General features: G+C 62.8%; 26 protein-coding genes and 1 pseudogene. 9 read left to right on the top strand and 18 right to left on the bottom strand.

The features are described from left to right. Positions 1 to 10: 10 nt before the first annotated feature. From BMI01S_RS20780 to BMI01S_RS20810, 7 genes are all read left to right on the top strand, one after another. Positions 11 to 1,516 (top strand): ferritin family protein, encoded by a 1,506-nt coding sequence (locus tag BMI01S_RS20780; protein ID WP_028210934.1) that lies wholly within the window; start codon positions 11 to 13, stop codon positions 1,514 to 1,516. A gap of 24 nt (positions 1,517 to 1,540) precedes the next feature. Beyond that, on the top strand, positions 1,541 to 1,801 hold the full coding sequence (locus BMI01S_RS20785) for a toluene-4-monooxygenase system B family protein (RefSeq protein ID WP_028210933.1): 261 nt from the start codon (positions 1,541 to 1,543) through the stop codon (positions 1,799 to 1,801). Positions 1,802 to 1,808: 7 nt separating this feature from the next. Further along, entirely contained in the window at positions 1,809 to 2,144 is a 336-nt protein-coding gene (locus BMI01S_RS20790) for a Rieske 2Fe-2S domain-containing protein (RefSeq protein ID WP_028210932.1), read from the top strand. A gap of 19 nt (positions 2,145 to 2,163) precedes the next feature. After that, a complete protein-coding gene (locus tag BMI01S_RS20795) occupies positions 2,164 to 2,478 on the top strand; it encodes an MmoB/DmpM family protein (protein WP_028231645.1) in 315 nt (104 codons plus the stop codon). Positions 2,479 to 2,490: 12 nt separating this feature from the next. Further along, positions 2,491 to 3,492, top strand: a complete 1,002-nt coding sequence (locus BMI01S_RS20800; RefSeq protein WP_028231644.1) for an aromatic/alkene monooxygenase hydroxylase subunit beta — start codon at positions 2,491 to 2,493, stop codon at positions 3,490 to 3,492. A 61-nt stretch (positions 3,493 to 3,553) separates the two neighbouring features. Next, positions 3,554 to 4,555 (top strand): 2Fe-2S iron-sulfur cluster-binding protein, encoded by a 1,002-nt coding sequence (locus BMI01S_RS20805; protein ID WP_028231643.1) that lies wholly within the window; start codon positions 3,554 to 3,556, stop codon positions 4,553 to 4,555. 218 nt (positions 4,556 to 4,773) lie between these two features. Then, on the top strand, positions 4,774 to 6,552 hold the full coding sequence (locus BMI01S_RS20810; protein WP_238327697.1) for a sigma-54-dependent Fis family transcriptional regulator: 1,779 nt from the start codon (positions 4,774 to 4,776) through the stop codon (positions 6,550 to 6,552). A 70-nt stretch (positions 6,553 to 6,622) separates the two neighbouring features. Here the strand turns inward: BMI01S_RS20810 and BMI01S_RS20815 are convergent, their stop codons facing one another. The 18 genes and pseudogenes from BMI01S_RS20815 to BMI01S_RS20900 all read right to left on the bottom strand — a co-directional run bounded on the left by BMI01S_RS20815 (position 6,623) and on the right by BMI01S_RS20900 (position 21,279). Continuing rightward, positions 6,623 to 8,002, bottom strand: coding sequence for an OmpP1/FadL family transporter (locus tag BMI01S_RS20815; RefSeq protein WP_036045603.1), 1,380 nt, complete (start codon positions 8,000 to 8,002; stop codon positions 6,623 to 6,625). A 133-nt stretch (positions 8,003 to 8,135) separates the two neighbouring features. Next, a complete protein-coding gene (locus tag BMI01S_RS20820) occupies positions 8,136 to 8,966 on the bottom strand; it encodes an alpha/beta fold hydrolase (RefSeq protein WP_028231641.1) in 831 nt (276 codons plus the stop codon). A gap of 62 nt (positions 8,967 to 9,028) precedes the next feature. Next, positions 9,029 to 9,217 (bottom strand): annotated as a pseudogene (locus BMI01S_RS20825) (2-hydroxymuconate tautomerase); the annotation flags it as partial. 13 nt (positions 9,218 to 9,230) lie between these two features. Beyond that, positions 9,231 to 10,019, bottom strand: coding sequence for a 2-oxo-3-hexenedioate decarboxylase (gene dmpH, locus BMI01S_RS20830; protein WP_028210925.1), 789 nt, complete (start codon positions 10,017 to 10,019; stop codon positions 9,231 to 9,233). After that, positions 10,016 to 11,062 carry a 4-hydroxy-2-oxovalerate aldolase gene (gene dmpG / locus BMI01S_RS20835; RefSeq protein ID WP_028231640.1) on the bottom strand — a complete coding sequence of 349 codons (1,047 nt, stop codon included), beginning with the start codon at positions 11,060 to 11,062 and terminating at the stop codon, positions 10,016 to 10,018. The genes dmpH and dmpG overlap by 4 nt, the downstream gene beginning before the upstream one ends. 57 nt (positions 11,063 to 11,119) lie before the next feature. After that, positions 11,120 to 12,043: an acetaldehyde dehydrogenase (acetylating) gene (locus BMI01S_RS20840; protein ID WP_028231639.1), complete on the bottom strand. Its 924-nt coding sequence runs from the start codon at positions 12,041 to 12,043 to the stop codon at positions 11,120 to 11,122. Positions 12,044 to 12,074: 31 nt separating this feature from the next. Next, the gene (gene dmpE, locus BMI01S_RS20845) at positions 12,075 to 12,857 is read right to left on the bottom strand and encodes a 2-oxopent-4-enoate hydratase (protein WP_028210922.1); all 783 of its coding nucleotides are present in this window, start codon (positions 12,855 to 12,857) and stop codon (positions 12,075 to 12,077) included. 51 nt (positions 12,858 to 12,908) lie between these two features. Further along, positions 12,909 to 14,429, bottom strand: coding sequence for a 2-hydroxymuconic semialdehyde dehydrogenase (locus tag BMI01S_RS20850; protein ID WP_208460991.1), 1,521 nt, complete (start codon positions 14,427 to 14,429; stop codon positions 12,909 to 12,911). Positions 14,430 to 14,499: 70 nt separating this feature from the next. Continuing rightward, entirely contained in the window at positions 14,500 to 14,982 is a 483-nt protein-coding gene (locus BMI01S_RS20855) for a GlcG/HbpS family heme-binding protein (RefSeq protein WP_042290394.1), read from the bottom strand. 1 nt (position 14,983) lies between these two features. Continuing rightward, entirely contained in the window at positions 14,984 to 15,928 is a 945-nt protein-coding gene (locus BMI01S_RS20860) for a catechol 2,3-dioxygenase (RefSeq protein WP_028231637.1), read from the bottom strand. Positions 15,929 to 15,946: 18 nt separating this feature from the next. Next, positions 15,947 to 16,303 carry a 2Fe-2S iron-sulfur cluster-binding protein gene (locus BMI01S_RS20865; RefSeq protein ID WP_028210918.1) on the bottom strand — a complete coding sequence of 119 codons (357 nt, stop codon included), beginning with the start codon at positions 16,301 to 16,303 and terminating at the stop codon, positions 15,947 to 15,949. A 1-nt stretch (position 16,304) separates the two neighbouring features. Continuing rightward, a complete protein-coding gene (locus tag BMI01S_RS20870; protein ID WP_028210917.1) occupies positions 16,305 to 17,369 on the bottom strand; it encodes an NADH:ubiquinone reductase (Na(+)-transporting) subunit F in 1,065 nt (354 codons plus the stop codon). Positions 17,370 to 17,494: 125 nt separating this feature from the next. Beyond that, entirely contained in the window at positions 17,495 to 17,851 is a 357-nt protein-coding gene (locus BMI01S_RS20875) for a phenol hydroxylase subunit P4 (protein WP_028210916.1), read from the bottom strand. After that, the gene (locus tag BMI01S_RS39175) at positions 17,848 to 18,108 is read right to left on the bottom strand and encodes a hypothetical protein (protein WP_081715918.1); all 261 of its coding nucleotides are present in this window, start codon (positions 18,106 to 18,108) and stop codon (positions 17,848 to 17,850) included. Before BMI01S_RS39175 ends, BMI01S_RS20875 begins: the two co-directional genes overlap by 4 nt. 40 nt (positions 18,109 to 18,148) lie before the next feature. Next, positions 18,149 to 19,696, bottom strand: a complete 1,548-nt coding sequence (locus BMI01S_RS20885) for an aromatic/alkene/methane monooxygenase hydroxylase/oxygenase subunit alpha (RefSeq protein WP_028210915.1) — start codon at positions 19,694 to 19,696, stop codon at positions 18,149 to 18,151. Between the two features lie 37 nt (positions 19,697 to 19,733). After that, a complete protein-coding gene (locus BMI01S_RS20890; RefSeq protein ID WP_028210914.1) occupies positions 19,734 to 20,003 on the bottom strand; it encodes an MmoB/DmpM family protein in 270 nt (89 codons plus the stop codon). Positions 20,004 to 20,044: 41 nt separating this feature from the next. After that, positions 20,045 to 21,040 (bottom strand): aromatic/alkene monooxygenase hydroxylase subunit beta, encoded by a 996-nt coding sequence (locus BMI01S_RS20895; RefSeq protein WP_028210913.1) that lies wholly within the window; start codon positions 21,038 to 21,040, stop codon positions 20,045 to 20,047. After that, on the bottom strand, positions 21,037 to 21,279 hold the full coding sequence (locus BMI01S_RS20900) for a phenol hydroxylase subunit (RefSeq protein WP_042290402.1): 243 nt from the start codon (positions 21,277 to 21,279) through the stop codon (positions 21,037 to 21,039). The genes BMI01S_RS20895 and BMI01S_RS20900 overlap by 4 nt, the downstream gene beginning before the upstream one ends. Positions 21,280 to 21,574: 295 nt before the next feature. Here BMI01S_RS20900 and BMI01S_RS20905 point away from each other — a divergent pair, with 295 nt between their 5' ends. Further along, a complete protein-coding gene (locus BMI01S_RS20905) occupies positions 21,575 to 23,296 on the top strand; it encodes a sigma-54-dependent Fis family transcriptional regulator (protein ID WP_028231636.1) in 1,722 nt (573 codons plus the stop codon). Then, the gene (locus BMI01S_RS20910) at positions 23,293 to 24,072 is read left to right on the top strand and encodes a GntR family transcriptional regulator (RefSeq protein WP_028231635.1); all 780 of its coding nucleotides are present in this window, start codon (positions 23,293 to 23,295) and stop codon (positions 24,070 to 24,072) included. The genes BMI01S_RS20905 and BMI01S_RS20910 overlap by 4 nt, the downstream gene beginning before the upstream one ends. The last annotated feature ends 200 nt before the right edge of the window (positions 24,073 to 24,272 follow it).

The raw sequence follows: 24,272 nt of genomic DNA on the forward strand, positions 1-24,272 counted from the left end.
AGACATCACCATGGCGTTACTGGAACGCGCGGCCTGGTACGACATCGCCCGTGCCACCAACTGGACCCCGACCTATGTCGCCGAGTCCGAACTCTTCCCCGATATCATGTCCGGCGCGCAGGGTATTCCCATGGCAAGCTGGGAAACCTACGACGAGCCGTACAAGACGTCGTATCCCGAGTACGTTCGTATCCAGCGCGAGAAGGACGCCGGCGCGTATTCCGTGAAGGCCGCGCTGGAACGTAGCCGCATGTTCGAGGAAGCCGATCCCGGCTGGCTTTCCATCCTGAAGTCGCACTACGGCGCAATTGCGCTCGGCGAGTACGCAGCCATGAGCGCCGAAGCGCGCATGGCGCGCTTCGGCCGCGCGCCCGGCATGCGCAACATGGCCACCTTCGGCATGCTCGACGAGAACCGTCACGGCCAACTGCAACTCTACTTTCCCCACGATTACTGCGCGAAGGACCGCCAGTTCGACTGGGCGCACAAGGCCTATCACACAAACGAGTGGGGTGCGATTGCCGCCCGCAGCACGTTCGACGATTTGTTCATGTCACGCAGCGCGATCGAAATCGCCGTCATGCTCACCTTCGCGTTCGAGACGGGCTTCACCAACATGCAATTCCTCGGACTCGCGGCCGACGCCGCTGAAGCCGGCGACTTCACCTTTGCAAGCCTGATTTCCAGCATTCAGACCGACGAGTCGCGCCATGCACAAATTGGCGGCCCGGCGTTGCAGATCCTGATCGCAAATGGCCGCAAGGAGGAGGCCCAAAAGCTCGTCGATATCGCCATCGCGCGCGCGTGGCGCCTGTTCTGCCTGCTGACGGGCTCGTCGATGGACTACGCCACACCGATCGAGCACCGCAAGCAGTCGTTCAAGGAATTCATGCGTGAGTGGATCGTCGGCCAGTTCGAACGCACGCTGATCGACCTGGGTCTCGACCTGCCGTGGTACTGGGACCAGATGATCAACGAGTTCGACTACCAGCACCACGCTTATCAGCTCGGCATCTGGTTCTGGCGGCCCACGGTCTGGTGGAACCCCGCTGCCGGCGTGACACCCGAGTGCCGCGACTGGCTCGAAGAAAAATACCCGGGCTGGAACGACACGTTCGGCAAGGCATGGGACGTCATCATCGAGAACCTGCTCGCGGGCAAGCCCGAACTCACCGCGCCCGAGACGTTGCCGGTCGTCTGCAACATGAGCCAGTTGCCCATCTGCGCGATTCCGGGCGACGGCTGGAACGTGAAGGACTATCCGCTCGACTATAACGGCCGGACCTACCACTTCAATTCCGAAATTGACCGCTGGGTGTTTCTCCAGGACCCGGTTCGCTACCGCGATCACCTCACGCTCGTCGATCGCTTCCTGGCAGGCCACATCCAGCCGCCCAACCTCACGGGTGCACTGCAGTATATGGGCCTCGCACCGGGCGAAATCGGCGACGACGCGCACAAATATGCCTGGGTCGAGGCATACCGCGACACGCGTTACACCAAAAAGGCCGCCTGAGGCGGCTATGCAATGGAGGACGACATGGCACTTTTCCCTGTGATTTCCAATTTTCAGTATGACTTTGTATTACAGCTCGTGGCAGTGGATTCCGGCAACACGATGGACGAGGTCGCCGCCGCAGCCGCTCACCATTCGGTAGGCCGGCGCGTAGCGCCGCGACCCGACAAGGTTGTCCGCGTACGCCGCCAGGGCGGTGAGCAGTTCTACGCGCGCAACGCGAAGCTCGAGGATACCGACATCAAGCCGATGGAAGCGCTGGAATTTATCTTTTGCGACGAATGAGGTCGACATGAAGTACCAGAAAGTCTGCACGCTCGACGACCTGTGGGAAGGCGAGATGACCGAAGTGGAAGTGGACGGCCACGTGATCGTCCTGGTGCGCCCCGAAGGCGGCGAGCCGCGCGCCTTTCAGGGCATTTGCCCGCACCAGGACATTCCGCTCGTGGAAGGCAAGTTCGACGGTCGCGTATTGATGTGCCGCGCCCATCAGTGGACCTTCGACGCGAACACCGGCAAAGGGATCAATCCGGGTGACTGCCGGCTTGCCGAGTACGCCGTGAAGATCGAAGGCGATGATGTCCTCGTCGCTGTGGGCGGCGTCGAACCGCTTTTTGCTCATTCCTGAAATTACAGGAGATCACTCCATGACTACCGACAACACCGCCGAGGCCTACCGCAACAACCGCGTGGGTCCCGTGCTCCGCGCCGGCAGCATCACGGCCGGCGTCATCGAAGCCGCGCACGAGGACAACCCCGGCAAGGAGATTCGCGTCGACGACAAGCTCGCGTACGTGCGCATCGACACGGACGGCGAGCTGATCCTGCGCCGCGCCACGCTGGAAGAGACGCTGGGCAGGCCGTTCAGGATGTCCGAACTCGAAGTCAATCTCAGCTCGTTTGCAGGCCGCATCGAGACGACTGACGACTACGTGCGCTTTTACTACGAGAAGACGCTTTAACCGGAGACGAGCATGACCCAACCCCAAGTTCTCAAGCCGCTGAAAACGTGGAGCCATCTCGCCACGCGGCGGCGCAAGCCGAGCGAGTACGAGATCGTCTCGACCAATTTGCACTACACGACCGACAACCCCGATGCACCCTTCGAACTCGACCCGAACTTCGAAATGGCGCAATGGTTCAAGCGCAACCGCAATGCTTCGCCGCTGCGTCACCCCGACTGGAACGCATTTCGCGATCCAGACGAGATCGTCTATCGCACTTACAACATGCTGCAGGACGGTCAGGAAACCTATGTATTCGGTCTGCTTGACCAGTTCGCCACGCGCGGTCACGACGCCATGCTTACGCCAGCATGGGCCAGTACGCTCGCGCGTCTTTATACGCCCGCGCGTTTCCTCTTTCATGCACTGCAAATGGGCTCGGCTTATCTGACCCAGATGGCCCCCGCCTCCACGATCTCGAACTGCGCCGCGTACCAGACCGCCAATTCGCTGCGCTGGCTCACGCACACCGCGTATCGCACGAAGGAGCTGTCGCTGACCTTCGCCGACCTCGGCTTCGGCAGCGGGGAGCGGCGCTGCTGGGAGCTGGACGCGGCATGGCAGGGCTGGCGCAAGCTCGCCGAACGGGCGCTCACGGCGTGGGACTGGGCAGAATGCTTCGTCGCACTGAACCTCGTCGCGCGCCCGGCCGTGGAAGAAACCATCTTGCGCGGTCTCGGCGTCGCGGCGCGGCACAACGGCGACACCCTGCTCGGGCTCGTCACCGATGCGCAGCTCGTCGACGCGCAGCGGCACCGGCGTTGGGCCACCGAGTTGGTGCGCATGGCTCTCGGGCACGAAGGCAACCACGCCGTGCTGAATGCGTGGGTAAGCAAGTGGGAACCGCTTGCCGACGAAGCCATCACGGCCTGGTGCGCCGCCCTGCCCGACGCACCCGAGGCAGGCGCTCGCGCGAAGGAAGCCACGCGCGAATTCAGGCGCGCGACGGGACTGTCAGTCGACGGGCTCTGAATCGAAGCGTTGTGAAGCAAGTGCCGGCGCAAGCCGGCCCCGAAACTTTGGAAAGCGTGAAATGAAACATCGGATCACGATCGAGGGCGGTGCGCAATTCAGCGTCTGCGCCGAGGAAGACTCCCTGTTGCGCGGCGCGCTGCGCGCCGATGTGGGACTCCCGCACGAGTGCAGTGTCGGCGGATGTGGTGCGTGCCGCTTCGAACTCGTCGAAGGCAACATGGAAACGCTCTGGGCGCAGGCGCCGGGGCTCAGCGAACGCGACCGCAAGCGCGGCAAGCGCCTCGCCTGCCAGTCACGCCCGTTGAGCGACTGCACGATACGCGTGCGCTGCGATGACAGCTATCTTCCAGCCGTGGCCCCCGCGCGCTGGAGCGCAAGACTGGAGTCTCGCCGCCCGCTGACGCCGGACATGAGCGAGTTCACGTTTCATATAGCTGGACGAGCGCACTTCCGCGCCGGACAGTACGCGCTGCTTTACCCCGCGCAGGCGGAGGGCGCCCGCGCCTATTCGATGTCCAACTTGCCCAACGGCGAGGGGCTGTGGCAGTTCATCATCCGTCGCGTGCCGGGTGGCGCGGGCAGCAATGCGCTCTTCGACTCACTCCTGGTTGGCGACCAGATCGTGATGGACGGTCCCTACGGTCATGGCTATCTGCGCGACGACAACGAGCGCCATATCGTGTGCATTGCGGGCGGCTCGGGTCTTGCGCCCATGCTGTCCGTCGCACGCGGTGCGCTTGCCCCGCTGGGGCAGCGGCGTGTGCACTTCTTCTATGGCGCACGCACGCAGGCCGATCTCGGTGCGACCGCGCAATTGCACGAGCTTGCTCAGGAGCGCCTGAGCATTTCGGTGGTGCTGTCGTCGCCGGAGCCATCCCAGCCGTGGGCCGGCGCCACGGGCTTCGTGCACGCAGAGGTCGAGCGCTCGCTCGCATCTCCGCTCGATCAACATGAGTTCTACTTCGCCGGCCCGCCTCCCATGATCGAGGCCGTGCAGGAAATGCTGATGCAGCGACATCGCGTGCCTTACAACCAGATCCACTTCGACCGTTTCGTCTGAACGCACCGTTTGTCTTGCCCGGCCCCTGTGCCGGGTTCCGTGCCAGCGCACCGCTCGCGTACTTACACCAATCGCCTGTCGCTGCAAGGAGGAGTAACCTGACACGGTCAATTCGATTTTTTCAGCTCCCGGCGCAGGCAGCGGACAATCCGCGCAACGATCATCGCGCCACAGCGAACGTGGTCGCGGCCGCCAATCCGGTAGCCTTCGAGGTGAGCATGCCCAAGAGCCGCACACACGGAGTCGCCACGACTCCCTCCAACACGGATTCCCCCGCTCACGTGGCGCGGCGCCGGCAGTCGACGGAGATCCGCGTTCCCGCCATCCACGATCTGGCCAAGCGGTTGCGCTTCGCGCCGCAGCAGGGCCGCATCTGGCTGGACGACCAGCGCATGATGCTTATGCACATCAGCTCTCTCGGCGCGCTTCGCCAGGAGCTGATTGAGAGCCTCGGCAAGGAAACGGCTCGCGGCCTCGTGACCCGCATCGGCTATCAGGCCGGCTCGCGGGACGCGGCGATGACACGCAAGGTTCGCGCGGGCTCCAACCGCTATGACGATTTCCTCGCTGGTCCGCAGTTGGTGTCGCTCGAAGGCATCGTGCACTGCGAGCCGATTACGCTCGACATCGACGTCGAGCGCGGCCACTACTTCGGCGACTTCTATCTGACCGACTGCGCCGAAGCCGAAGCGCACATCGCGAGCTATGGCATCGGCAACGAATCGGTGTGCTGGATGCTGATCGGCTATGCCTGCGGCTACACGAGCGCCTTCATGGGACGCCCTATTCTCTGGCGCGAGATCGAGTGCCGCGGCATGGGCCACGCGAAGTGCCGCGTGGTCGGCAAGCCCGTGGAAGATTGGGACGACCCACAGGACGATCTGCGCTTCCTGCAGATCGGCGATTTCGTCAAATGGTCGGTCGAACCCCAAAGCATGCTGCCCGCAACGAGCCGCATTGCCCAGCGGCTGGCAAGCGCTCCCGAAAACAGTTTTGGCGTCGTGGGCATCTCCGTGGGCTTCAATACGGTCTGCCACATGGTCAACAAGGTCGCCCCTACCGAGGCAACCGTGCTCTTTCTCGGTGAAAGCGGCGTGGGCAAGGAAGTCTTCGCCAACAACCTGCATCGTCTCAGCAAACGCGCGGACGGGCCGTTCGTCGCCGTCAATTGCGCGTCGATTCCCGAGCATCTCATGGAGTCCGAACTGTTCGGCGTGGAGCGCGGCGGATATACCGGCGCCACGTCTTCACGTCCCGGGCGCTTCGAACGCGCCGATGGCGGCACGCTTTTTCTCGACGAAATCGGCACGCTCAGCTTCACGGCTCAGGGCAAGCTCCTGCGCGCGTTGCAGCAGGGCGAACTGGAGCGCGTGGGCGACACCCGCACGCGCAAAATCGACGTTAGAGTCGTGGCGGCAACCAACGTGAATCTGCGCGAGGCTGTGAAGGCCGGGCAGTTCCGCGAAGACCTGTTCTTCCGCCTGAATGTCTTTCCAATTCTGGTGCCGCCGTTACGCGACCGGCGCGACGATATACCTTTGATGATGAACTGGTTCTTGCAGCGCCTCGCCAAGAAGCACGGCAAGCACATCACCGGATTTCGCGAACGTGCGGTGGACGCGCTCTTCAACTACGACTGGCCCGGCAACGTGCGCGAGCTTGAAAACATGATCGAGCGCGCCGTGATTCTCGCAGAAGACGGCGGCGCCCTCGACCTGTGCCACCTGTTTACAACGGGCGAGGAGATCGACGTTTCGTCGTTCATTCTCAAGCGCAGCGGCAATATCGCGCCCCTCAACGAGCCGGTCGAGGTCGCGCCGCCCGCGTTCGTCCCCGCTGGACTTCCTGGCCTTGCCGAAACGGAAGCAGCCATGCTGCGCGCGGCCGTTGCCGAAGCGAACGGCAATCTCTCGCTTGCCGCCCGCGTGCTCGGCATCAGCCGCCCAAAGCTCGCCTATCGTCTGCGCAAATACGGTATCCCCATCGGTCGGGCCTGAACCGGCCCATTCGCTGCCGTCGCGCGACGAGGCAGGCGCCTTCGCGCCGCGCCTGCCCCGCCCTCACGCGCTAGAAGCGCTTCTGATACGAGATCGCCGCATTGAGCTGCGAATGCGTCACCTTGATCGGCACCGAAGTATTGGGCTGACTCGTGTTGGTCAGCGTCTTCTGGAATGCGTACGATACGCCCAGGTCGATCACATCGTTCTTGCCGAATGCGTAGGAAACGCCGCCGGTGACCGTCGTAGTCGGAATGCCGGGAATGACAGCAAACAGCATGTTGTTCGGCACGGCTTCCTGCGCGTAGTGGAAACCCGCGCGGAACGTCCAGCTGGGGTTGTAGCGGTACTCGGCACCAACCGAGAACACGTTGATATCGCGGTAATTCTGCGGCAAGGACAGATTCAGGTTCGCGCCCGTGCCCGACTGCACGAAGCTCACGTTGATATCCTTGAATACGCCTGCCAGAAACACGCGCTGGTAGTCCGCCGAGACGCTCCAATGGTCGTTGAACGTGTGACTGATCCCCGCCGTGAATTGCGCAGGCATTTCGAAGCTGTGGACGGTAATGTTCCCATTGATCGGTATGTTGCCCGCCACGGAGCTCACCGCCGTCAGGGTCGCATGCCCGCCCAGGTCGCCTACGTGCGTCTTGAAGTTGTACGCGAGACCGACTCGCGTGTTCGGCGTGAGCTGATACGTCAGGCCAAGCTTGCCGCCGATTCCCCAGGCGTCCGCACCGCCGCCCACGATGCCGTCATGCTCGAAGTTGATGTACCCGCCGGAGAGGCCTGGTACACTCAGCAGCGCGGGAACCAGTGAGCCGGACACGCGATGCTGGCTCGCCAGCGAGCCGATCTGTGACGCATCCAGCAACATGCCCAGATTCAATGACGTCCAGACCGCATCAATGGAGCCGCCCACCGTGAGCTTGTCCGTGATGTTGTACGCGACGGCGAACGGAATGCGCAGTACCAGCAATCTGGAGAAGTTATCGAGGCCCGTATTCACATCATTGGTGGTCGTGCGCGAGAGAAAGCTGCTGCCACCGTACTGGGTACCGAGCCCGCCTTCAGCAAACGCGCCCACGCCAAACGTATACTTGCCCTGCCGATAGACGAATGCCGCTTCGGGCGCGAAGTACGGACCATTGTTGTTGCCGTGATTCCCCGATGTCACGGACTCGCCGGTTGCGGTATTGGTCACCCGTATGTCGGTGGTCACGACGTCGAGTCCGAAGTTGATATATTTTCCATCGCTCATCAGCGCGAGCGTTGCCGGGTTGAGCATCATCGCCGCCGGCCCCACGTTATAGGCGACCCCGCTGCCCCCCATCGCGCGGGAGATCGGCCCGTATCCTTCAAGGTTGAAAACATCGGTCGCCTGTGCCTGCGCCCCCCAAACAGCCGCGCAAAGCGCCGCCGCCGCGCGAATGCAATTGCCTTTCACTTCTGTCTCCTGGTATATATATTTAATATGTATTACTAACAGAATCGATGTCGGAGATATAGAATCAGAAACTCCCCATTACGCCGACGACCCGCTGAAGCGCGCTCTTCTGCGTCCGTGCGCTTGCGGTTGACTAGACCTTCCCTTCGCTGAAATGCTCCATCACCAGCCTGTTGAACCGTGCGGTGTGCTCGATCTGCGTCCAGTGTCCGCACTGCCCGAATACATGCAGTTGCGCCCGCGGAATCAGATCCAGCAGTTTGAGCGAGCCCTCAAGCGGGATCACGCGGTCCTCGCGGCCATGCACGATCAGTGTTTCGTGCTGAATCGCGCGAATCGCCTCTTCCGGACTAGCCAGCGCGTCGACCCAGCGTTGACGCGGCGCGGGAAACATGTTCGCGAACGCCTCCTGGTAGCCTGGGCGCACGCTTGCCTCGAAGCGTAGCTTTGCGAGCTCGTCGTTCACGAGCGTGCGGTCGAACGCAAAGATATCGAGCAGCGCACGCATGTTTTCGATTGATGGCGTGTAGCCCCACACCGCGTCGAGCCCTTCGGTAAGGGGAAAGGCGGTTCCGGCACTGCCCATCAGCACGAGCTTGCCCACGCGGCGCGGCGCCTTGATGGCAAGCGCCAGCGCTAGCCCGCCGCCGAACGAATTGCCCACTACGTGAGCCTGTTGGATGTTCAGCGCGTCGAGCAGCCCTAGCAAGTGATCGACCCAGGCCTGCATCGAATAGCGATGCCCCGTGGGACGTTCGGTTTCCCCAAAACCAACCATGTCGGGGGCAATCACACGAAAGTGCTTTGCCAACTCCGGCATGGTGAGACGCCAGTTCGCCCACGCCGTCACACCCGGCCCTGATCCATGAATCAGTAATACGGGTGGCCCTTCGCCCAGATCGTGGTAGTTGGTTCGGATGCCATGGGCAAGAATGCTCTTGCTGATTTCAGGATTGGTCTGCATGGTGATATGTCTGCTCATTTAGAGAGTTTCACAGGGTCTCCACGACTTTCGCGCAAACCCTGGCGGCCGCGCTTTTTCGCACTTTGCCCGGCAATTCCGAAATGGCCTTTTGGCATCTCGGTGATGATGACGCGCACCGACTCGATCGGTGCGTCGATTGCGCGATGAATTGCCTCACTGACCTCGGCGATCAGGCGCTCCTTCTTCTCGTCGTCGCGACCTTCCAGGATATAAAGATGAGCAATCGGCACGGCGTTCTCCTCGTCAAATGAAGCGCAATCCAGTGGAGCCCATGCCCTGAACGCGCAACGTGATGCTGTCTCCGGCTTCAACGGCCACTGCCTCCGTGATGCCGCCCGAGAGAATCAGGCTCCCGGCCGGAATCGATTCCCCGCGCGCGCCAAGGTGGTTGGCCAGCATCGCCACCGCCGCCGCCGGGTGCCCGAGCACGGCCGCGCCTGCGCCGAACGAAACCGGCTGACCGTTCTTCTCCATGACGATGCCGACCGTGCGCAGGTCCACGCCGTCCACCGACATCGGCTGGCCGCCCACCACGAAGCGTGCCGCCGAAGTGTTGTCGGCCACTACGCTCTTCAGGTCGAACTTGAAGTCGCGGTAGCGGCTGTCGATCACCTCGATGCCCGGAATGACGAAGTCGGTGGCGGCCAGCACGCTGCCGATATGGCAGCCCGGCCCTTTCAGCTCGGTTTTGGTGACGAACGCGATCTCAGGCTCCACCTTCGGGTGGATGAGTTCGCTCGCGCGGCATGCACCGCCGTCTTCAAGCGAGTACACGTCGACGAGATAGCCAAACACGGGCGTGTCCACGCCCATCTGGCGCATCTTCGCGTGCGAGGTCAAACCGGCCTTGTAGCCGACAAGCCGCGCCCCGCGCCGCAAGTGTCGCTCGCGAATCGCATCCTGCACGGCATACGCGTCGTCCCAGTCCATCTGCGGCCACGTGTCCGTGATCTTGACCGTGTCGCGCGCGTGCAATGCGCATGCGTCGAGCTGTTCGGCGAGCGAGTGGATGATTTCAGTGGTGAGGTTCATGCTGCTTCCTTGCTGGCGATCTGTTGACGCGCCTTCTTCAACGTGAGCGCCGTGTCTTCGATCATGTCTTCCTGGCCGCCCACCATGCCGCGCCGTCCGAGCTCCACGAGAATGTCGCGCGCGGGCACGCCGTACTTTTCGCCAGCGCGCTTCGCAAACAGCAGGAACGAGCCGTAAACGCCGGCGTAGCCGAGCGTGAGCGAGTCGCGGTCGATGCGGATCGGGAAGTCCATCATCGGCACCACGAGGTCTTCGGCCACGTCCTGGATCTTCCAGACGTCCACGCCCGTTTCGATGCCCATCCGATCGCACACGGCAATGAACACTTCGAGCGGCGTGTTGCCCGCGCCCGCGCCGAGCCCCGCGGCCGCACCGTCGATACGATTGACGCCGCACTCGATGGCGGCGAGCGAATTCGCCACGCCCATCGCCAGGTTATGGTGTCCGTGAAAGCCCAGCTCCGTTTCGGGCTTCAGCGCTTCGCGCACGGCGCTCAGGCGCGCCTTCACGTCCTCGGGCAGCATGTAACCCGCCGAGTCGGTGATATAGATGCAGTTCGCACCATACCCTTCCATGAGCTTCGCCTGCTTCACGAGTCCCTGCGGACTGTTCATGTGGCTCATCATCAGGAAGCCCACCGTGTCCATATCGAGCTTGCGTGCGAGCGTGATGTGCTGCTCGGACACATCGGCTTCGGTGCAATGAGTGGCCACGCGGATCGTGTGAACGCCCAGATCGTGGGCCATCTTCAGATGGTCGACGGTGCCGATGCCCGGCAGCAGCAGCGCCGAAACCTTCGCCCGTTTGAGCAGTGGAATGACGGCGCCGAGGTATTCCTCGTCGGTATGCGCCGGAAAGCCGTAGTTGACCGACGAGCCGCCCAGACCATCGCCGTGCGTCACCTCGATGAGCGGCACACCGGCGTCGTCGAGCCCCTGGGCGATGTTGCGCATCTGGTCGAGCGTCATCTGGTGACGCTTGGGATGCATGCCGTCGCGCAGCGTCATGTCGTGGACAGTAATGCGTTTGCCTCGGAGATTCATGGTGTTTCCTTCGATATTGGGGTAAGTCGGAAGCAGGCGGACACAGTGGCCCTGTGCTCAGGCCGGCGCGTTCTCCACGGGCACAAGCGAGATTCGGCCTGCAAGCAGCTCCTCGGCAAACATCTCAGCCGTGCGCGCGGCCGCGGCGGTCATGATGTCCAGATTGCCTGCATAGCGCGGCAGGTAGTCGCCCAGGCCCTCCACTTCGAGATAGACGGTCACGCGCCTGCCGTCGAACACCGGCCCGTTGACGAGCTTGTAGCCCGGCACGTAGCGCTGAACTTCGGCGATCATCGCGTGAATGGATTCGGTGATGCGCGCTTCATCCGGCTTGCCCTCGGTCAGGCAGTGGACGGTGTCGCGCATGATGAGCGGCGGGTCCGCGGGATTGATGACGATGATCGCCTTACCCTGTTTCGCGCCGCCCACCTTCGCCACGGCCGCCGAGGTGGTGCGCGTGAATTCGTCGATGTTCTTGCGCGTGCCGGGCCCCGCCGAGCGGGACGACACCGTCGCGATGATTTCCGCGTAGTCCACCGGCTGCACGCGCGAGACCGCATGCACCATCGGAATGGTCGCCTGTCCGCCGCACGTCACCATGTTGACGTTCATCTCGCGCTTGCCGATGTGCTCCCTGAGGTTCACCGGCGGTACGCAGTACGGCCCGATGGCGGCCGGCGTGAGGTCGATCATCATCACGCCCAGCTCGTTGAGCTTGCGGCTGTTCTCCGCGTGAACGTAGGCGCTCGTCGCGTCGAAGGCGATCTGCACATTGTCGGCTTTCACGTGAGGCACGAGGCCGTCCACGCCTTCGGCCGTGGTCTTGATGCCCAGTTCGCGGGCGCGCTTCAGGCCGTCGGATTCGGGGTCGATGCCCACCATCCAGACGGGCTCGAGCACCGGGCTGCGTTGCAGTTTGGCGAGCAGGTCGGTGCCGATGTTGCCCGGCCCGATCAACGCACAACGGATTTTCTGTGTCATGGTGAAATGTCCTTCTGAATGTCAATGAAGTTCAGGCGAAGCGGACCGAGCACGCGCCGATGCCGCCGATGGCTACGCGGAAGCTGTCGCCAGCCTTGACCGGCGCCATGGCCGCGAGCGCGCCGGAGAGCACAACTTCGCCCGCCTTCAGGCCGATGCCGAGGCGCCCGAGCGTATTGGCGAGCCAGGCCACCGCATTGACGGGCGAGCCGAGCGCCGCCGCGCCCGCGCCAGTGCCGATCACCTCGCCGTTTCGTTCGAGCACCATGCCGCAGGTGCCGAGGTCCACGCTGCGCGCGCTCACCGCGCGGTCACCCAGCACGAAGACGCCGCACGAGGCGTTGTCTGCTACGGTGTCCTGGATCTTGATCTTCCAGTCGCGAATGCGCGAATCGACGATCTCGAAACATGGCATCACGCATTCGGTGGCGGCCAGCACCATCGCGTTGGTGATGCCCGGCCCCATCAGGTCCTTCTTGAGTACGAAGGCGATTTCGCCCTCGGCTTTCGGCTGGATCAAGGTGTCGAGCGCGATGCTCTCGCCTTCGCCGTACACCATGCCCGAGAGCAGATAGCCGAAGTCGGGCTGATAGACGCCCAGCATGTCCATCACGGCCTTCGACGTCACGCCGATCTTCTTGCCCACGACCGTCTCGCCGGCGTTCAGGCGCCGCTGTACCATGCGCTGCTGGATGTGGTACGCATCCTCGATCGACATGCCGGGGTGGCTGTCGGTCAACGGCGCCAGCGTCTCGCGCGCAGTGAGCGCGCCGTAGAGTCTGTCGCCCAGTTCGGTAATCAACGTGGATTCCATGAAACTTCCCAATAGCCGTAGTTAGTCAAAGCGGTTAATCAAAGCGATCGTTCAAAGCTTGACGCACACGTTCTTGAGTTCCGTGTAGAACTCGAGCGAATGCACGCCGCCTTCGCGGCCGATGCCGGACTGCTTCGCGCCGCCAAACGGCGTGCGCAAGTCCCGCAGGAACCATGAGTTCACCCAGGCAATGCCGACCTCGATGGCCGCTGCGACCCGATGCGCGCGCGAAAGATTCGTTGTCCATACTGCCGTGGCGAGGCCATAGTCGTTGTCGTTCGCGCGGCGAATGACTTCCTCCTCGGAGTCGAAGGGCATGACGAGCGCACAGGGGCCGAAGATCTCTTCACGGGCGATCGGTGAGTCGTCGCCGAGTCCCGTCCATATCGTCGGCTGTACCCAGGCGCCCGCATGCAGATCGCCCGGCATCTCAGGCACGCCGCCGCCCGTCACCACGGTCGCGCCCAGATCCGCCGCCTTCTTGTAGTAGGAGAGCACCTTGGTCCGATGCTCCTGGCTGATGAGCGGTCCCATGCCGGTGCTCGCATCCTGCGGCAAGCCGATGCGCAGGGCTTCAGCCCCTGACTTGAGCGCCGCCACGAAGCGCTCGAAAATGGGGCGCTCGACATAGATACGTTCCGTGCCGAGGCAAACCTGGCCGGAATTGGCAAAGCATGAGCGCAGCGTGCCTTCGATGGCAGCCTCGAAATCGCAGTCCGCAAACACGATGGCTGCGTTCTTGCCGCCCATCTCCAGGCTCACCGGGCGCGCGCCCTCTGCCGCGGCCTTCATGATGGCCGTGCCGGTGCGCGTCTCGCCCGTGAACGTGATGGCGTTCACACCAGGATGCGTAGTGAGGAACTCTCCGGCCGAGCCCGGCCCGAAACCGTGCACGACGTTGTAGACGCCACGCGGCACGCCCGCTGCGTTCATGACCTCGCCCAGCAGCGCCGCGGTCTGAGGCGTCTCTTCCGACGGCTTGACCACCACGGTATTGCCGCAGGCGAGCGCGGGGCCCACCTTCCAGGTCATCAGCAGCAGCGGCAGATTCCACGGACAGACCACGCCTACTACACCAACCGGGCGCCGCATCGCGTAGTTGATCGCACCGGAGCCGTCCGGCGTGGGCATTTCGAAGAATTCGGTGGGCACGTTCTTCACCACGTCGGCGAAGATCTTGAAGTTGGCCGCACCGCGCGGAATGTCGATGTGGCTCGCAAGGCTCACCGGCTTGCCAGTGTCGGCCACTTCGGCGGCCAGAAAGTCGTCGAATCGGCGGTTGATGCCATCGGCCAGCGCGTAAAGCACGTCCACGCGCTGCGGCACCGTCATCGCCCCCCAGGGACCTTTGAGCGCGGCCTTTGCGGCACGCACGGCCGCGTCGACCTCTGCGCGACCGGCTTCGGCCACCCGCGCGATAACCGCATTGTTCAGCGGCGAGCGCTTCTCAAACCAGAGCTGGCCGTCGTGGTACTCGCCGTCAATGAAATTCCTGACCAGTCGGATGCCGCTATCGGGCGCTGGCACATCGGTCGCCAGATGTGGCGCGCCATTGGGTTCTGTCTTCAGCATGATCGTCTCAACGATGTGTTCGTATTCCATGAAATCTGCGGCTCGCGGCGCGTTGCCATTCTCGCGAGCCTCACGCATTGGCCAGGCCGAGCGAGCGCAATCCAGCCTGCGCGCAGGCGTCGTCCTGCTCCTCGCTGCCACCCGATACACCTATGCCGCCAATGCGCTGCCCGTCCTCCGTGATCGGCAGCCCGCCGCCAAACGCGACGAATCGCGGTCGCAGCACGATGCCCTGCCGCACGGCCGAGGAATGCGCCTGCAGCGCTTCGCTCCAGCCCCCGGTGGGCAAGCCGAAGCTGACCGCCGTGTACGCCTTGTCGATCGCGATGTCGATCGAGTGCAACGGCGCACCCGGCATCCGCACGAACGCGGCAAGGTTCCCGCCCGCATCGACCACGGCCACGTTTACGCGTACGCCGAGTTGCTGCGCCTCGCGCGCGGCGGCAGCGGCCGCGCGGCTGGCCGCGGGCCAGTCGATCGTGCGTGCCTCGACGCCATGCGGCACGGCATTCGCGCCCTCGTGCGCCGGGCGCGCGCGTTGTCCGGGTGCCATGTCAGGTGTACACCGTAGTGAAGGCTTCGTTGATCTCGCCCGAGTGGAAGAAGATGCCGCGCCCAAGGTGGTCTTCGGTCCACGTGGTGACGGGCCGGTCCGGCTGCGCCATGTAGCCGAGCCCCGCGAAGGTCTCGTTGCGGTTGCCGCTCGGATCGAAGAAATAGATGGTCGTGCCGCGCGTGATGCCATGACGCGTGGGCGCCACGTCGATCTTCACCTTGTTCTTGCCCATCACGTCCGCCGACTTCAGCACATCGGCCCAGTCGTCGAGGAAGAAGGCGATGTGATGCAGACCGTTGGTCGCGCCGCCGACGAACGCGATATCGTGCGGCGTCGAACTGCGAAACAGCCACGTGGCGGCCTGGATGCTGTTGGCCGGTCCCACCATCACCTGCTCGGCCAGATGGAAGTCGAGGCATTCCTGCATGAAGCGGGTGTTGTCGGCCACGCGATTGACGCCCGTTCCCGGATTGAGCTCGCACATCAGCAGGCAATGGTCGAGCCAGTGAACCGCTGAGCCCTTCACGTCATCGGGCCAGGGGTCGGGATTGAGCGAGCCGACGTCGGTGCCCACCTGCTCCTTGTAGGCGTAAAGGCGCATTTCGTGACCGCTTGGCAGATTGAATTTCAGCATACGGCCCGTTGCTGGCAGGCTGCCTTGGGGCAGCATCTGCGTGCGCGCGCCATACGCCTCGATACGTTCCTGCAAGGCGTCGAGATCGGCGTCCTTCTCTACCTTGTAAGCGACATGGTTCAGGCCCGCCTGATCCGACGGGCTCAGGACAAGCGAGTATTTGTCCCACTCGTCCCAGCATTTCAGATAGACGTTGCCCTCGCTGTCGCGCAGCGTTTCCTTCAAGCCCAGAACATTCTGGTAATGCTTGAGCGCCGCATCCATGTCCATCACCCTCAGATTGGCATGGCCGATTCGCATCACACCCATGATTGCTCTCCTCCTTCTCTACCCGGTATAAGTTTGGGATGCCTGGCAGGCGAATCCCTTGAAAAACGGCTTTTGCATCCTGCCGGCCACTTCCAGCTCCACATCGCCTTGCGGGGCGATCCGGCATGCGAGCGAATAGCCAGCCTCTTCCTCCTGCACGCTCACATGTGCACGGCTTACCGGTCCTAGCTTCTGAACTTCGCCTTGCAGCACCCGAACCTTGCACACGCCACAGCCGCCATTCAGGCATCCGACCGGAATGCCCCGGCGACCAAGCCGCGACATTCCCGCAAGCAGCGACTCCTGTACCGAACAGCGGTAGCGCTCCCCGGTCTGCGCGATCGTCACGGCTACGGTGCGCTCACTGGCGTCCATGTCAAACCCTCCTGAATAGCGGGCTGCGCACCTGCTGAACATCTGCCGCAGAGATGAACTTCTCGTGGTAGATGTCGCTTTCGAAGAGCCGGCCCTGCATCAGCGTGGTGATGCACGCATCGATCATCGCGGGCGGCCCGCACAGGTACGCTTTGTGACCGGAAAAGTTGTTGTCGAAGTGCGCCTTCGCGGCTTCGTGAACGAAGCCGTGCGCAACGGGCTGACCCGAGCCATTGGCACTCTCCGACAGGGCGGGCACATAGGTGAAGTTCGGGTACTGGCGGCTCAGCTCGCGAAAGGCTTCGTCGTAGTACAGCTCCGCCGCGTTGCGCTGGCCGTAGACCAGCGTGATCGGCTCCTTGCAACCGCTTTGCAGCAGATCGAGGATCATCGAGCGTGGGCTCGACAGGCCCGAGCCGCCGGCCATGAAGAGCATCGGCACCTGCGCGGACTTGCGTACAAAGAACCGCCCGTAGGGGCCGGAAAGCTTCACCTTGTCGCCCACCGCAAGCTTCTCGTGCAGGTAGCCCGTGCCGACGCCGCCGGGCACCTGCCGCACGTTCAACTCGATTTCGCCGGTGGCCGCGGCATCGGCCGGCGCATTGGCAATGGAAAACGCCCGGCGCTCGTGCATGCCCGGAATCTCGAGCTGGACGTACTGGCCCGCCTGGAAATGCAGCGGATCGGCAAGTCTCAGATGAATGGCCTTGATCGTTGGCGTGAGCTGAACGATGCGGGCGACCTCCGCCGTGAAATCCTTGACAGGGATGATTTCGGCATCCTGATCTTCCTCGACATCGGCTTCGATCGACGTATCAGCGGTAAGCGTCGCGCAGCAGGCGAGCGCCTTGCGCTCCTCGCGCTCGAAGTCCATCAGCGCGAACGGGTTGGCTTCGCCCAGATCGACCTCGCCTTCGAGAATCTCGATCTTGCAGGTCCCGCACAGGCCGTGACAGCACGCGTGTGGAATATAGATGCCCTGGCGCAAGGCGGCATCGAGAATGGTCTGTCCTTCCTCGACTTCGATGGTGGCGCCCAGGGGTTCGATGGTCAGTTGATGGCTCATGGTCGATCGATACTTCAAACGTCAATTCCGGCCGCAATGGCGTTTGCGGTCGCACTGTTTGCAACCGGACCGCGACAACGCAGTCCGGTTCGCCGCACATTGCCGGCGTATTGCAGCTGCGCGAATCAGCTACAGGACCCCTTTATGCCCGTCAGGCCCGGCGTGCGAAAGCGGATCAGGTCCTTGTGGCCGATGCCGTTCTCCGCGAGCGTTTTCGCGGGATCGGGCTGGAACGGCTTGCCGGACTTGAACCACTGCACCGCGCGCCAGTCGATCCTGGCAAAGTCGGGGTGGTAGCCGTAGATGCCCGGCAGGATCTGCTCGGCCAGTGCGCCGAAGGGCGTCTGCGGCGGCAACGGCAGGCAGAACGGCGCCGGGAACATCAGATGATCTTCCCAGCCGATGTAGAGCAGCGGCGCCGGAAACTTCTCCGCCGTGTCCTGCGGCGGGAAGCTGTAGGGTTTGAGCGCGATAATTGTCACGGCTTGCTCCTTGCAAAACTTGCACTAACAGGAATTTCCCTTAAGGGGGCTTGCGCGGGCGGGAACACACACCAGGCACCGTTCTCGTGGCGAAAGAAGGCGATGGTCAGCGGGCCGGCCATTCGCAGCACTTCGAGCGCTACATAACGCACTCCTTTGGCGGTGCGACCGAATCGCGTGACGCGCAGCGGCCGCGTCGGCGTGGGCCCGAGCCATTTCTCAACCAGCGAACGCAACGATGTTTTCTCTGCATCCATCTCGACACCTGATGTCAGTCAAATGCGCAATACCCGGCGATCAGTTGCTCGTTGCCTGGCCGCGCCAGGCTGCGAAGTTCTTCTGGTCTTCAGATCCTTCGAAGTCCATACTGTCGCGCGGGTTCACCTCGTAGTAGTCGAGCACGGCCGCAAGCGGGTCGAAGCCCTCGCTCGTGGGATCGGTGCCGGGCTTGAAGCAGTTGCCCTGGTAGATCTGGTGAACGGGAAGCCACGACTGCGTGAACTTCTCGGGCTCGTGCTCGAAGATCTCCTTGCAGTGGTCGCTGCAGAAGTGGAAGCGGTTGCCCAGATAGTCTGACTCGCGCGCGCAGACTTTCGTCGCGTCGCCCGGCTCGGTGAAGAACATCGGGATCTGGCAGGTCTGGCACAGCATCGGCAGCGTCTTCACGTAGAAGCGCTCGCCCGCCTTCGCGCGTTCGCCCCAGTGCTCGAAACGCGGCCGATAGTGCGCATCGAAGCTATCCGGGTACTTCGCCGCGAGCCACGTCATCTCGTCTTCGCGGGGCAGCCACGTGTGGAACGGGGCAGCCGCGCCGAAGCTGTAGAAGGTGGCCCACGCCTGATGGCTGAGGTGATCCTTGCCTTCGCACGCATCCTTCCAGCCCTTCGGCTCGCGAATGCCATAGCGGGCAAGATCCTTGAACAGCGCGCCGCCGTTTTGCTCCGCGTACATTTCCCAGGCTTCCTTCCAGCTCATCACGCGCTTCGGTTGCATGTAGTCCATCATCATCGCCACGAGCGTGAGCAGCCGGTAGCCACGCCAGAACCACTTGTCGATCCAGCGCTGCACGATCGGCACGTTGTCCGGGTCCTGCTCGAGCATGAATTTGATGCACTCGATGCCGAGCGTCATGTGGCGCGATTCGTCTGACTGCGCAGAGAAGCCGAACGTGACGGTCGACATGTCGCCGTTGTAGGCGGCGCCCGACATGAACGGCACGAACAGCAGATTGGTGAGCACATACTCGAACGAGAAGCTCACGGCGGTGAGGAACTCGAACGGCCCGGCCGTGCACGCGTCCTCGAAGAATGACTTCGGCACCGAGAGATACCAGACGCGGTCGAACCAGTGGTTCGAGTGATGCATGCCGTTGAAGAACTTGTTGTACGTGGACATGGCATGCGTTTCGGTCTGATAGTGACGCAGTTCATCGATTGACTGCATCTGGCACGCCACGCGCGCGCCCTCGCCGGTGAAATGCCGGCCTACGTGCGCAAAACCACGGTGCGCGTAGTACTCGAGCGGTGTCACGCCCTGGATGAAGAGCTTGAGCGCGTTGATGTAGCGCGCGTCGGTTACGCCCAGGAACGCGTTGTTCTGCGTGAATGCGTCAATCACCGCGTAGAGTTTCTTTTCCTTTTCGCCCTGATATTTCCAGTACGCGTCCATCGTTAGACGGAACGGGTCGACCCATTTGTCCCAATCGTGAATCTTGATGCCTTCGTAGCGGTCGAACGGAAAAACCTTCTCCATCGGCTGATACGATGTCTCCCAGCCGAGGCCGCGCGTCATCGCCGCGTAGCGCTCCTTCAAGCCGAGTTTCTTTTTCAGCACAGGCGTGTCCATTTGTGTCTCCTTCCTGATGTATTCCGTGTTGCGTTGTTCAGTGTTTCCAGCTCAGCGTGAACTGGTCGTCGTCTTCGTCGAGATGGCCGGACAAGGTGATCAGATTCACCTGGATCTGCTGCAGATCGAAGCGCGTGCCGATGAGGTTCTCGATGGTTTCACGGCGGATCGTCAGACGCCCTGGGGCATCGATCTTGACCATGCCCGGAGATTCCACGGCGACGGCGTCCGGGTTATCCGCGAGGATCGCCTCGACCACTGGTCTGGACTCCTCATTGGCCTGAAAGGCGATGAATACGTTGGACATCGAATGTTTCCTGTATCAGTTAGTCAGTTTGTCGGCGGGGTTCAGGCGTCGATGCCGAGCTTGGCCAGCCGCGCACGCAATTGCTGGCGTGTTTCGTCGAGCACACTATGGCCGCTCGCCGGGAAGGCCAGCTCCGCGACCGGCAGCAGCGCCGTGGCCGCCTGCTCTTCCCAGTCGTGCACCCATTGGCTCAGCACCGCCTTGTTGTCTTCGGACTCGGCCGCCATGGTCTTGACGACCGCGTCGACCCAGCGGCTCGACTCGTCGTGCCATTCCGGCATGAAAGCGGTGAGCATCGCCACCGCGCTGCCGCCTGCGAGCGCTACGCGCTCGTCGACGTAACGCTCGTACACGAGCGGATACAGAAGTCCGTCGAGCGCCAGATTCTGTGCAACGAACAGTTCCACGGGATCCTTGAGCACCAGCGTGTCTTCCACGTAGCGACGCAGCGCCTGCCACGTGGGGTCCACCATCCAGGCTTCCTTCGCCTCGTCCAGGTGCTCAGGACCGGACATCGACAGCGCGAGACGGGTGAGGTATTGCGCGACGCCGAGGTTATCCATCGCGTGAAACATCGCGGGCGCCGTGAACGCGGTGCCATAGCCGATCGCGCAAATTTGCGAGTTGTTCATGTTGGCGCCCCACGCGACATGGCGCAAAGGCACGAGCACGGCCAACGCATGGTTGACGAGTTCATCGGACATGAGCCCGACCATGCCGCGCGATTCCACGAACTCGAAGTTCGCCTCCATCGTGTCCTGCTGGCGCGCACGCGTCATGGTCCACGACGCGTAGTAGAACTGGCGCGGGTCCTTCAACGCGTACCAGTTCTGCATACGAACGGCGGTACGCCCGGTGTCGAACAGCTCATGCTCCGGATCCCACGTGGGCCGGTAGTGGAAGTTCGCGGAAGGCTGTGCGCCCATGATGCCTTCCTGATAGCGCGAGGCCGTCTTGTCTCCGCCTATGTATTGCGCCACGTGGGCATACGTGTGCCGCAGCGGCTTGATATCCACTGTCTTCAGATCGATGGTCACTGCTTGCTCCTGCTGGTCATGGGTTCACCTTCCGCCGCGAGGCGCACGGCGTTCTGCGCGATGCAGAACTCCTCGAACGCGTCTCGCGGCAGCATCAGTTCGACGCAAAGCTCCGGAATGCCGACCGCGAACTCAAACTCGACGAACCCTCGCGGGTTGATGCCGGTGACCCTGACGAACTTGCGGGTCGTGTCGATCGAGTCGGTATCGGCTTGCGCGGATGCCGGTTGTTTCAGCATGGTGGGTGTCTCCTTCATGCCCGGACTTCAATGCACCATCCATGCCACGAGGCGGCCCCTTCGTCGAGAATCTCGAGAATTAAGGGCAAACACTTAGGTCCGCCGCGTGGTTTTCAGCGAAAATCGAGGTAAACCCGAACCGTGAAACCGCCATTCATCGGCCATTAACACATTGATTTCCAGTCGGTTTTTATGATTTCATAAACGCATACGTCCGCATTTGATGAATTCATGAAATCGTCACCCTCGCCCGCGCTCCAGGAGCGGGAAAGCGGAAAATCTCGACGGAGGAGACATGACGGCACCCCAACCCGCCCCCCGATCCAGCTCACAGCCCGCGTCCTTCCCCGCGGACGCCGACCTTCGGCGCCTGATTCATTTTTCAACCAGCGACGGACGCATCTGGCTGGCCGATCAACGCATGGTGCTGATTCACGCAGCCGCGCTTGGCGCGTTGCGCAAGGAGATGATGGAAAGCGTGGGCCCGGTACAGACCCGCCGTTATTTCATGCGGGCCGGCTTCGCCGCGGGCGAGCGCGACGCGGCGCTCGCCCGCGAGATCAGGAGTGGCGCATCGCTTTACGACATGTTCGCCGTGGGCCCCCAACTCCACATGCTCGAAGGCGCGGTGCAAGTCAAGCCGATACGCTTCGACGCGAACCCACAAACCGGGTATTTTTCCGGCGAGTATCAGTGGGAGCATTCATGGGAGGCCGAGGTCCACACGCGCAACTTCGGACTCCAGACAGAGCCCGTCTGCTGGATGCTCATTGGCTACGCTTCCGGCTATACGAGCGCCTTCATGGGGCGCACCATCCTGTTCAAGGAAACCGCGTGTGTCGGCAAGGGCGATACGCACTGCCGCATCGTCGGCAAACCGCTCGACGAATGGCCCGATGCGGATGAGCTCGCCGCCTGGTTCAAGTCCGAGTCGCTGATCAGCACGCTCCAGAACCTGCAAACTGAAGTCGAATCGCTGCGACTCGAAATCGCACCGGAAGCGAACCGCACGAAGTTGATAGGCCAGTCCGAGGCGTTTCGTTCTGCCTATGAACTGCTCCAGTTGGCGGCGCCCACCAAAGTGACCGTGCTGCTCACAGGCGAAACCGGCGTGGGCAAGGAACGCTTCGCGCAGGCGCTGCACGCATTGAGCCCACGCGCCAACAGGCCTTTCGTAGCCGTCAACTGCGCTGCGATTCCCCATGCGCTGATCGAATCGGAGCTGTTTGGCGCTGAGAAAGGCGCCTACACGGGCTCACAAGCTGCGCGCCCTGGCCGCTTCGAGCGCGCCGAGGGAGGGACGCTCTTTCTCGACGAGGTGGGCGAACTGCCCATGGAAGTGCAGGCCAAACTGCTGCGTGTGATCCAGGAAGGCGAGGTCGAGCGCCTCGGTTCAACCCAGAGCCGCAAGGTCGATGTGCGCCTCGTGACCGCCACGAACCAGGACCTGAGCTGTGCGGTGCGGGAAGGACGCTTTCGCGCCGATCTCTATTACCGGATCAACGTCTACCCCGTGGTCATTCCGCCGCTGCGTGAACGGCAATGCGACATCGAACCGCTGGCGCAGGCCATGCTCGAGCGATTTGCGCGGCTGCACGGCAAGGCAGTACCCACGCTGACCGATCACGCCTGCGAAGCGTTGCGCCGCTATGCGTGGCCGGGCAACGTGCGCGAGCTCGAAAATCTGGTCGAACGAGCGGTCATCCTCTCGCGACCGAATCGGGAGATCGAAGCAAGGGATCTCTTTCCCGGTATCGAATTTCCGGCCGGCGCGTCGGTCGACCAGCGCGGCCAGCTTGCGGACAGCAACGCGACGCAGATAGACTGCCAGGCGCTGCTCGATCAGTTGCGAAACTGCGCCGGCGGACTGGAAGGCCTCGAACGCGCACTACTGCGCGAGGCCGTGGACAAGGCCAAAGGCAATTTGTCCGCCGCGGCGCGCATGCTCGGCCTGACACGCCCGCAGCTCAGCTATCGTCTCAGCCGCGATCAGGACAAGGAGGGGCAGCAGCCATGAACAGAACTCATCCGGCCCACCCGCTCAGCGCAGCCTTCGCAAACGATACGCCGCTGCCCGCACCGGCGTTCCCTACTGCCGAGTCGCTTCACGGCGAAGAATCGAATGGGCTGTCTGCCCGCACGCTCGGCGAGCAGGCTTACCATCAACTGCGCCAGCACATCATCGAAGGTCGTTACCCGCCGGGGACGAAGCTGCGCGTCGAGCATCTGAGAGACGTTTACAACGTGGGCGCGGGCACGCTGCGCGAGGCGCTCACGAGGCTCGTGAGCGACGCGCTGGTGGTGGCCGAAGGCCAACGCGGATTCCGCGTCACGCCCATGTCGCTGGCCGACCTCGAAGACGTCACGCGCCTGCGCATTCATATCGAGGTGGACGCGTTGCGCGAGTCTGTGCGGCGTGGCGACCACGCATGGGAGCAACGCGTGCGCCAAAGCTTCGAGATGCTTTCCACGTTCGAACAACCCGTCTCGGTCGAGAACCGGTCTGCCTGGGAAGTGCATAACCGCCGCTTTCACGAAGAGCTGATTTCCGCGGCTGCCTCGCCGTGGACGTATCTGGTCCTGCGAATTCTCTCGCAGCATGGCGAGCGCTATCGCCGGGTATGCATCGGTCTCGTCGACATGCATCGCGACGTGCACGAGGAGCATCTGCGCATTTTCGAGGCCGCCATGCAGCGCGCCGACGCACGCGCGGCGCTTGCGCTGGAGGACCACATCGGCACGACGCTGACGATCGTGCGGCGGGCTCCGGCGGGCACGCTGCCCTTTGCGTGAACGCGCGACCGGCTGCGCATGCGCGGCAAGCGATTTTGTTCCCGTTCTGCAAGTAATTTGTTCCCAACGGCCGAATCACCCGGAAAGCCGCCTGCCATTGAATGCGCGCAAATCGGCCATACCTGACCTTCAGGTATCGCATCCGTCAGGCGGCAACGAGTCGCTTTGCCGGCGTTCATAGTTCGGCAGCAGCCCCTCAA

The sequence above is a fragment of the Paraburkholderia mimosarum LMG 23256 = NBRC 106338 genome (assembly GCF_000739815.1).
Classification (GTDB): domain Bacteria; phylum Pseudomonadota; class Gammaproteobacteria; order Burkholderiales; family Burkholderiaceae; genus Paraburkholderia; species Paraburkholderia mimosarum.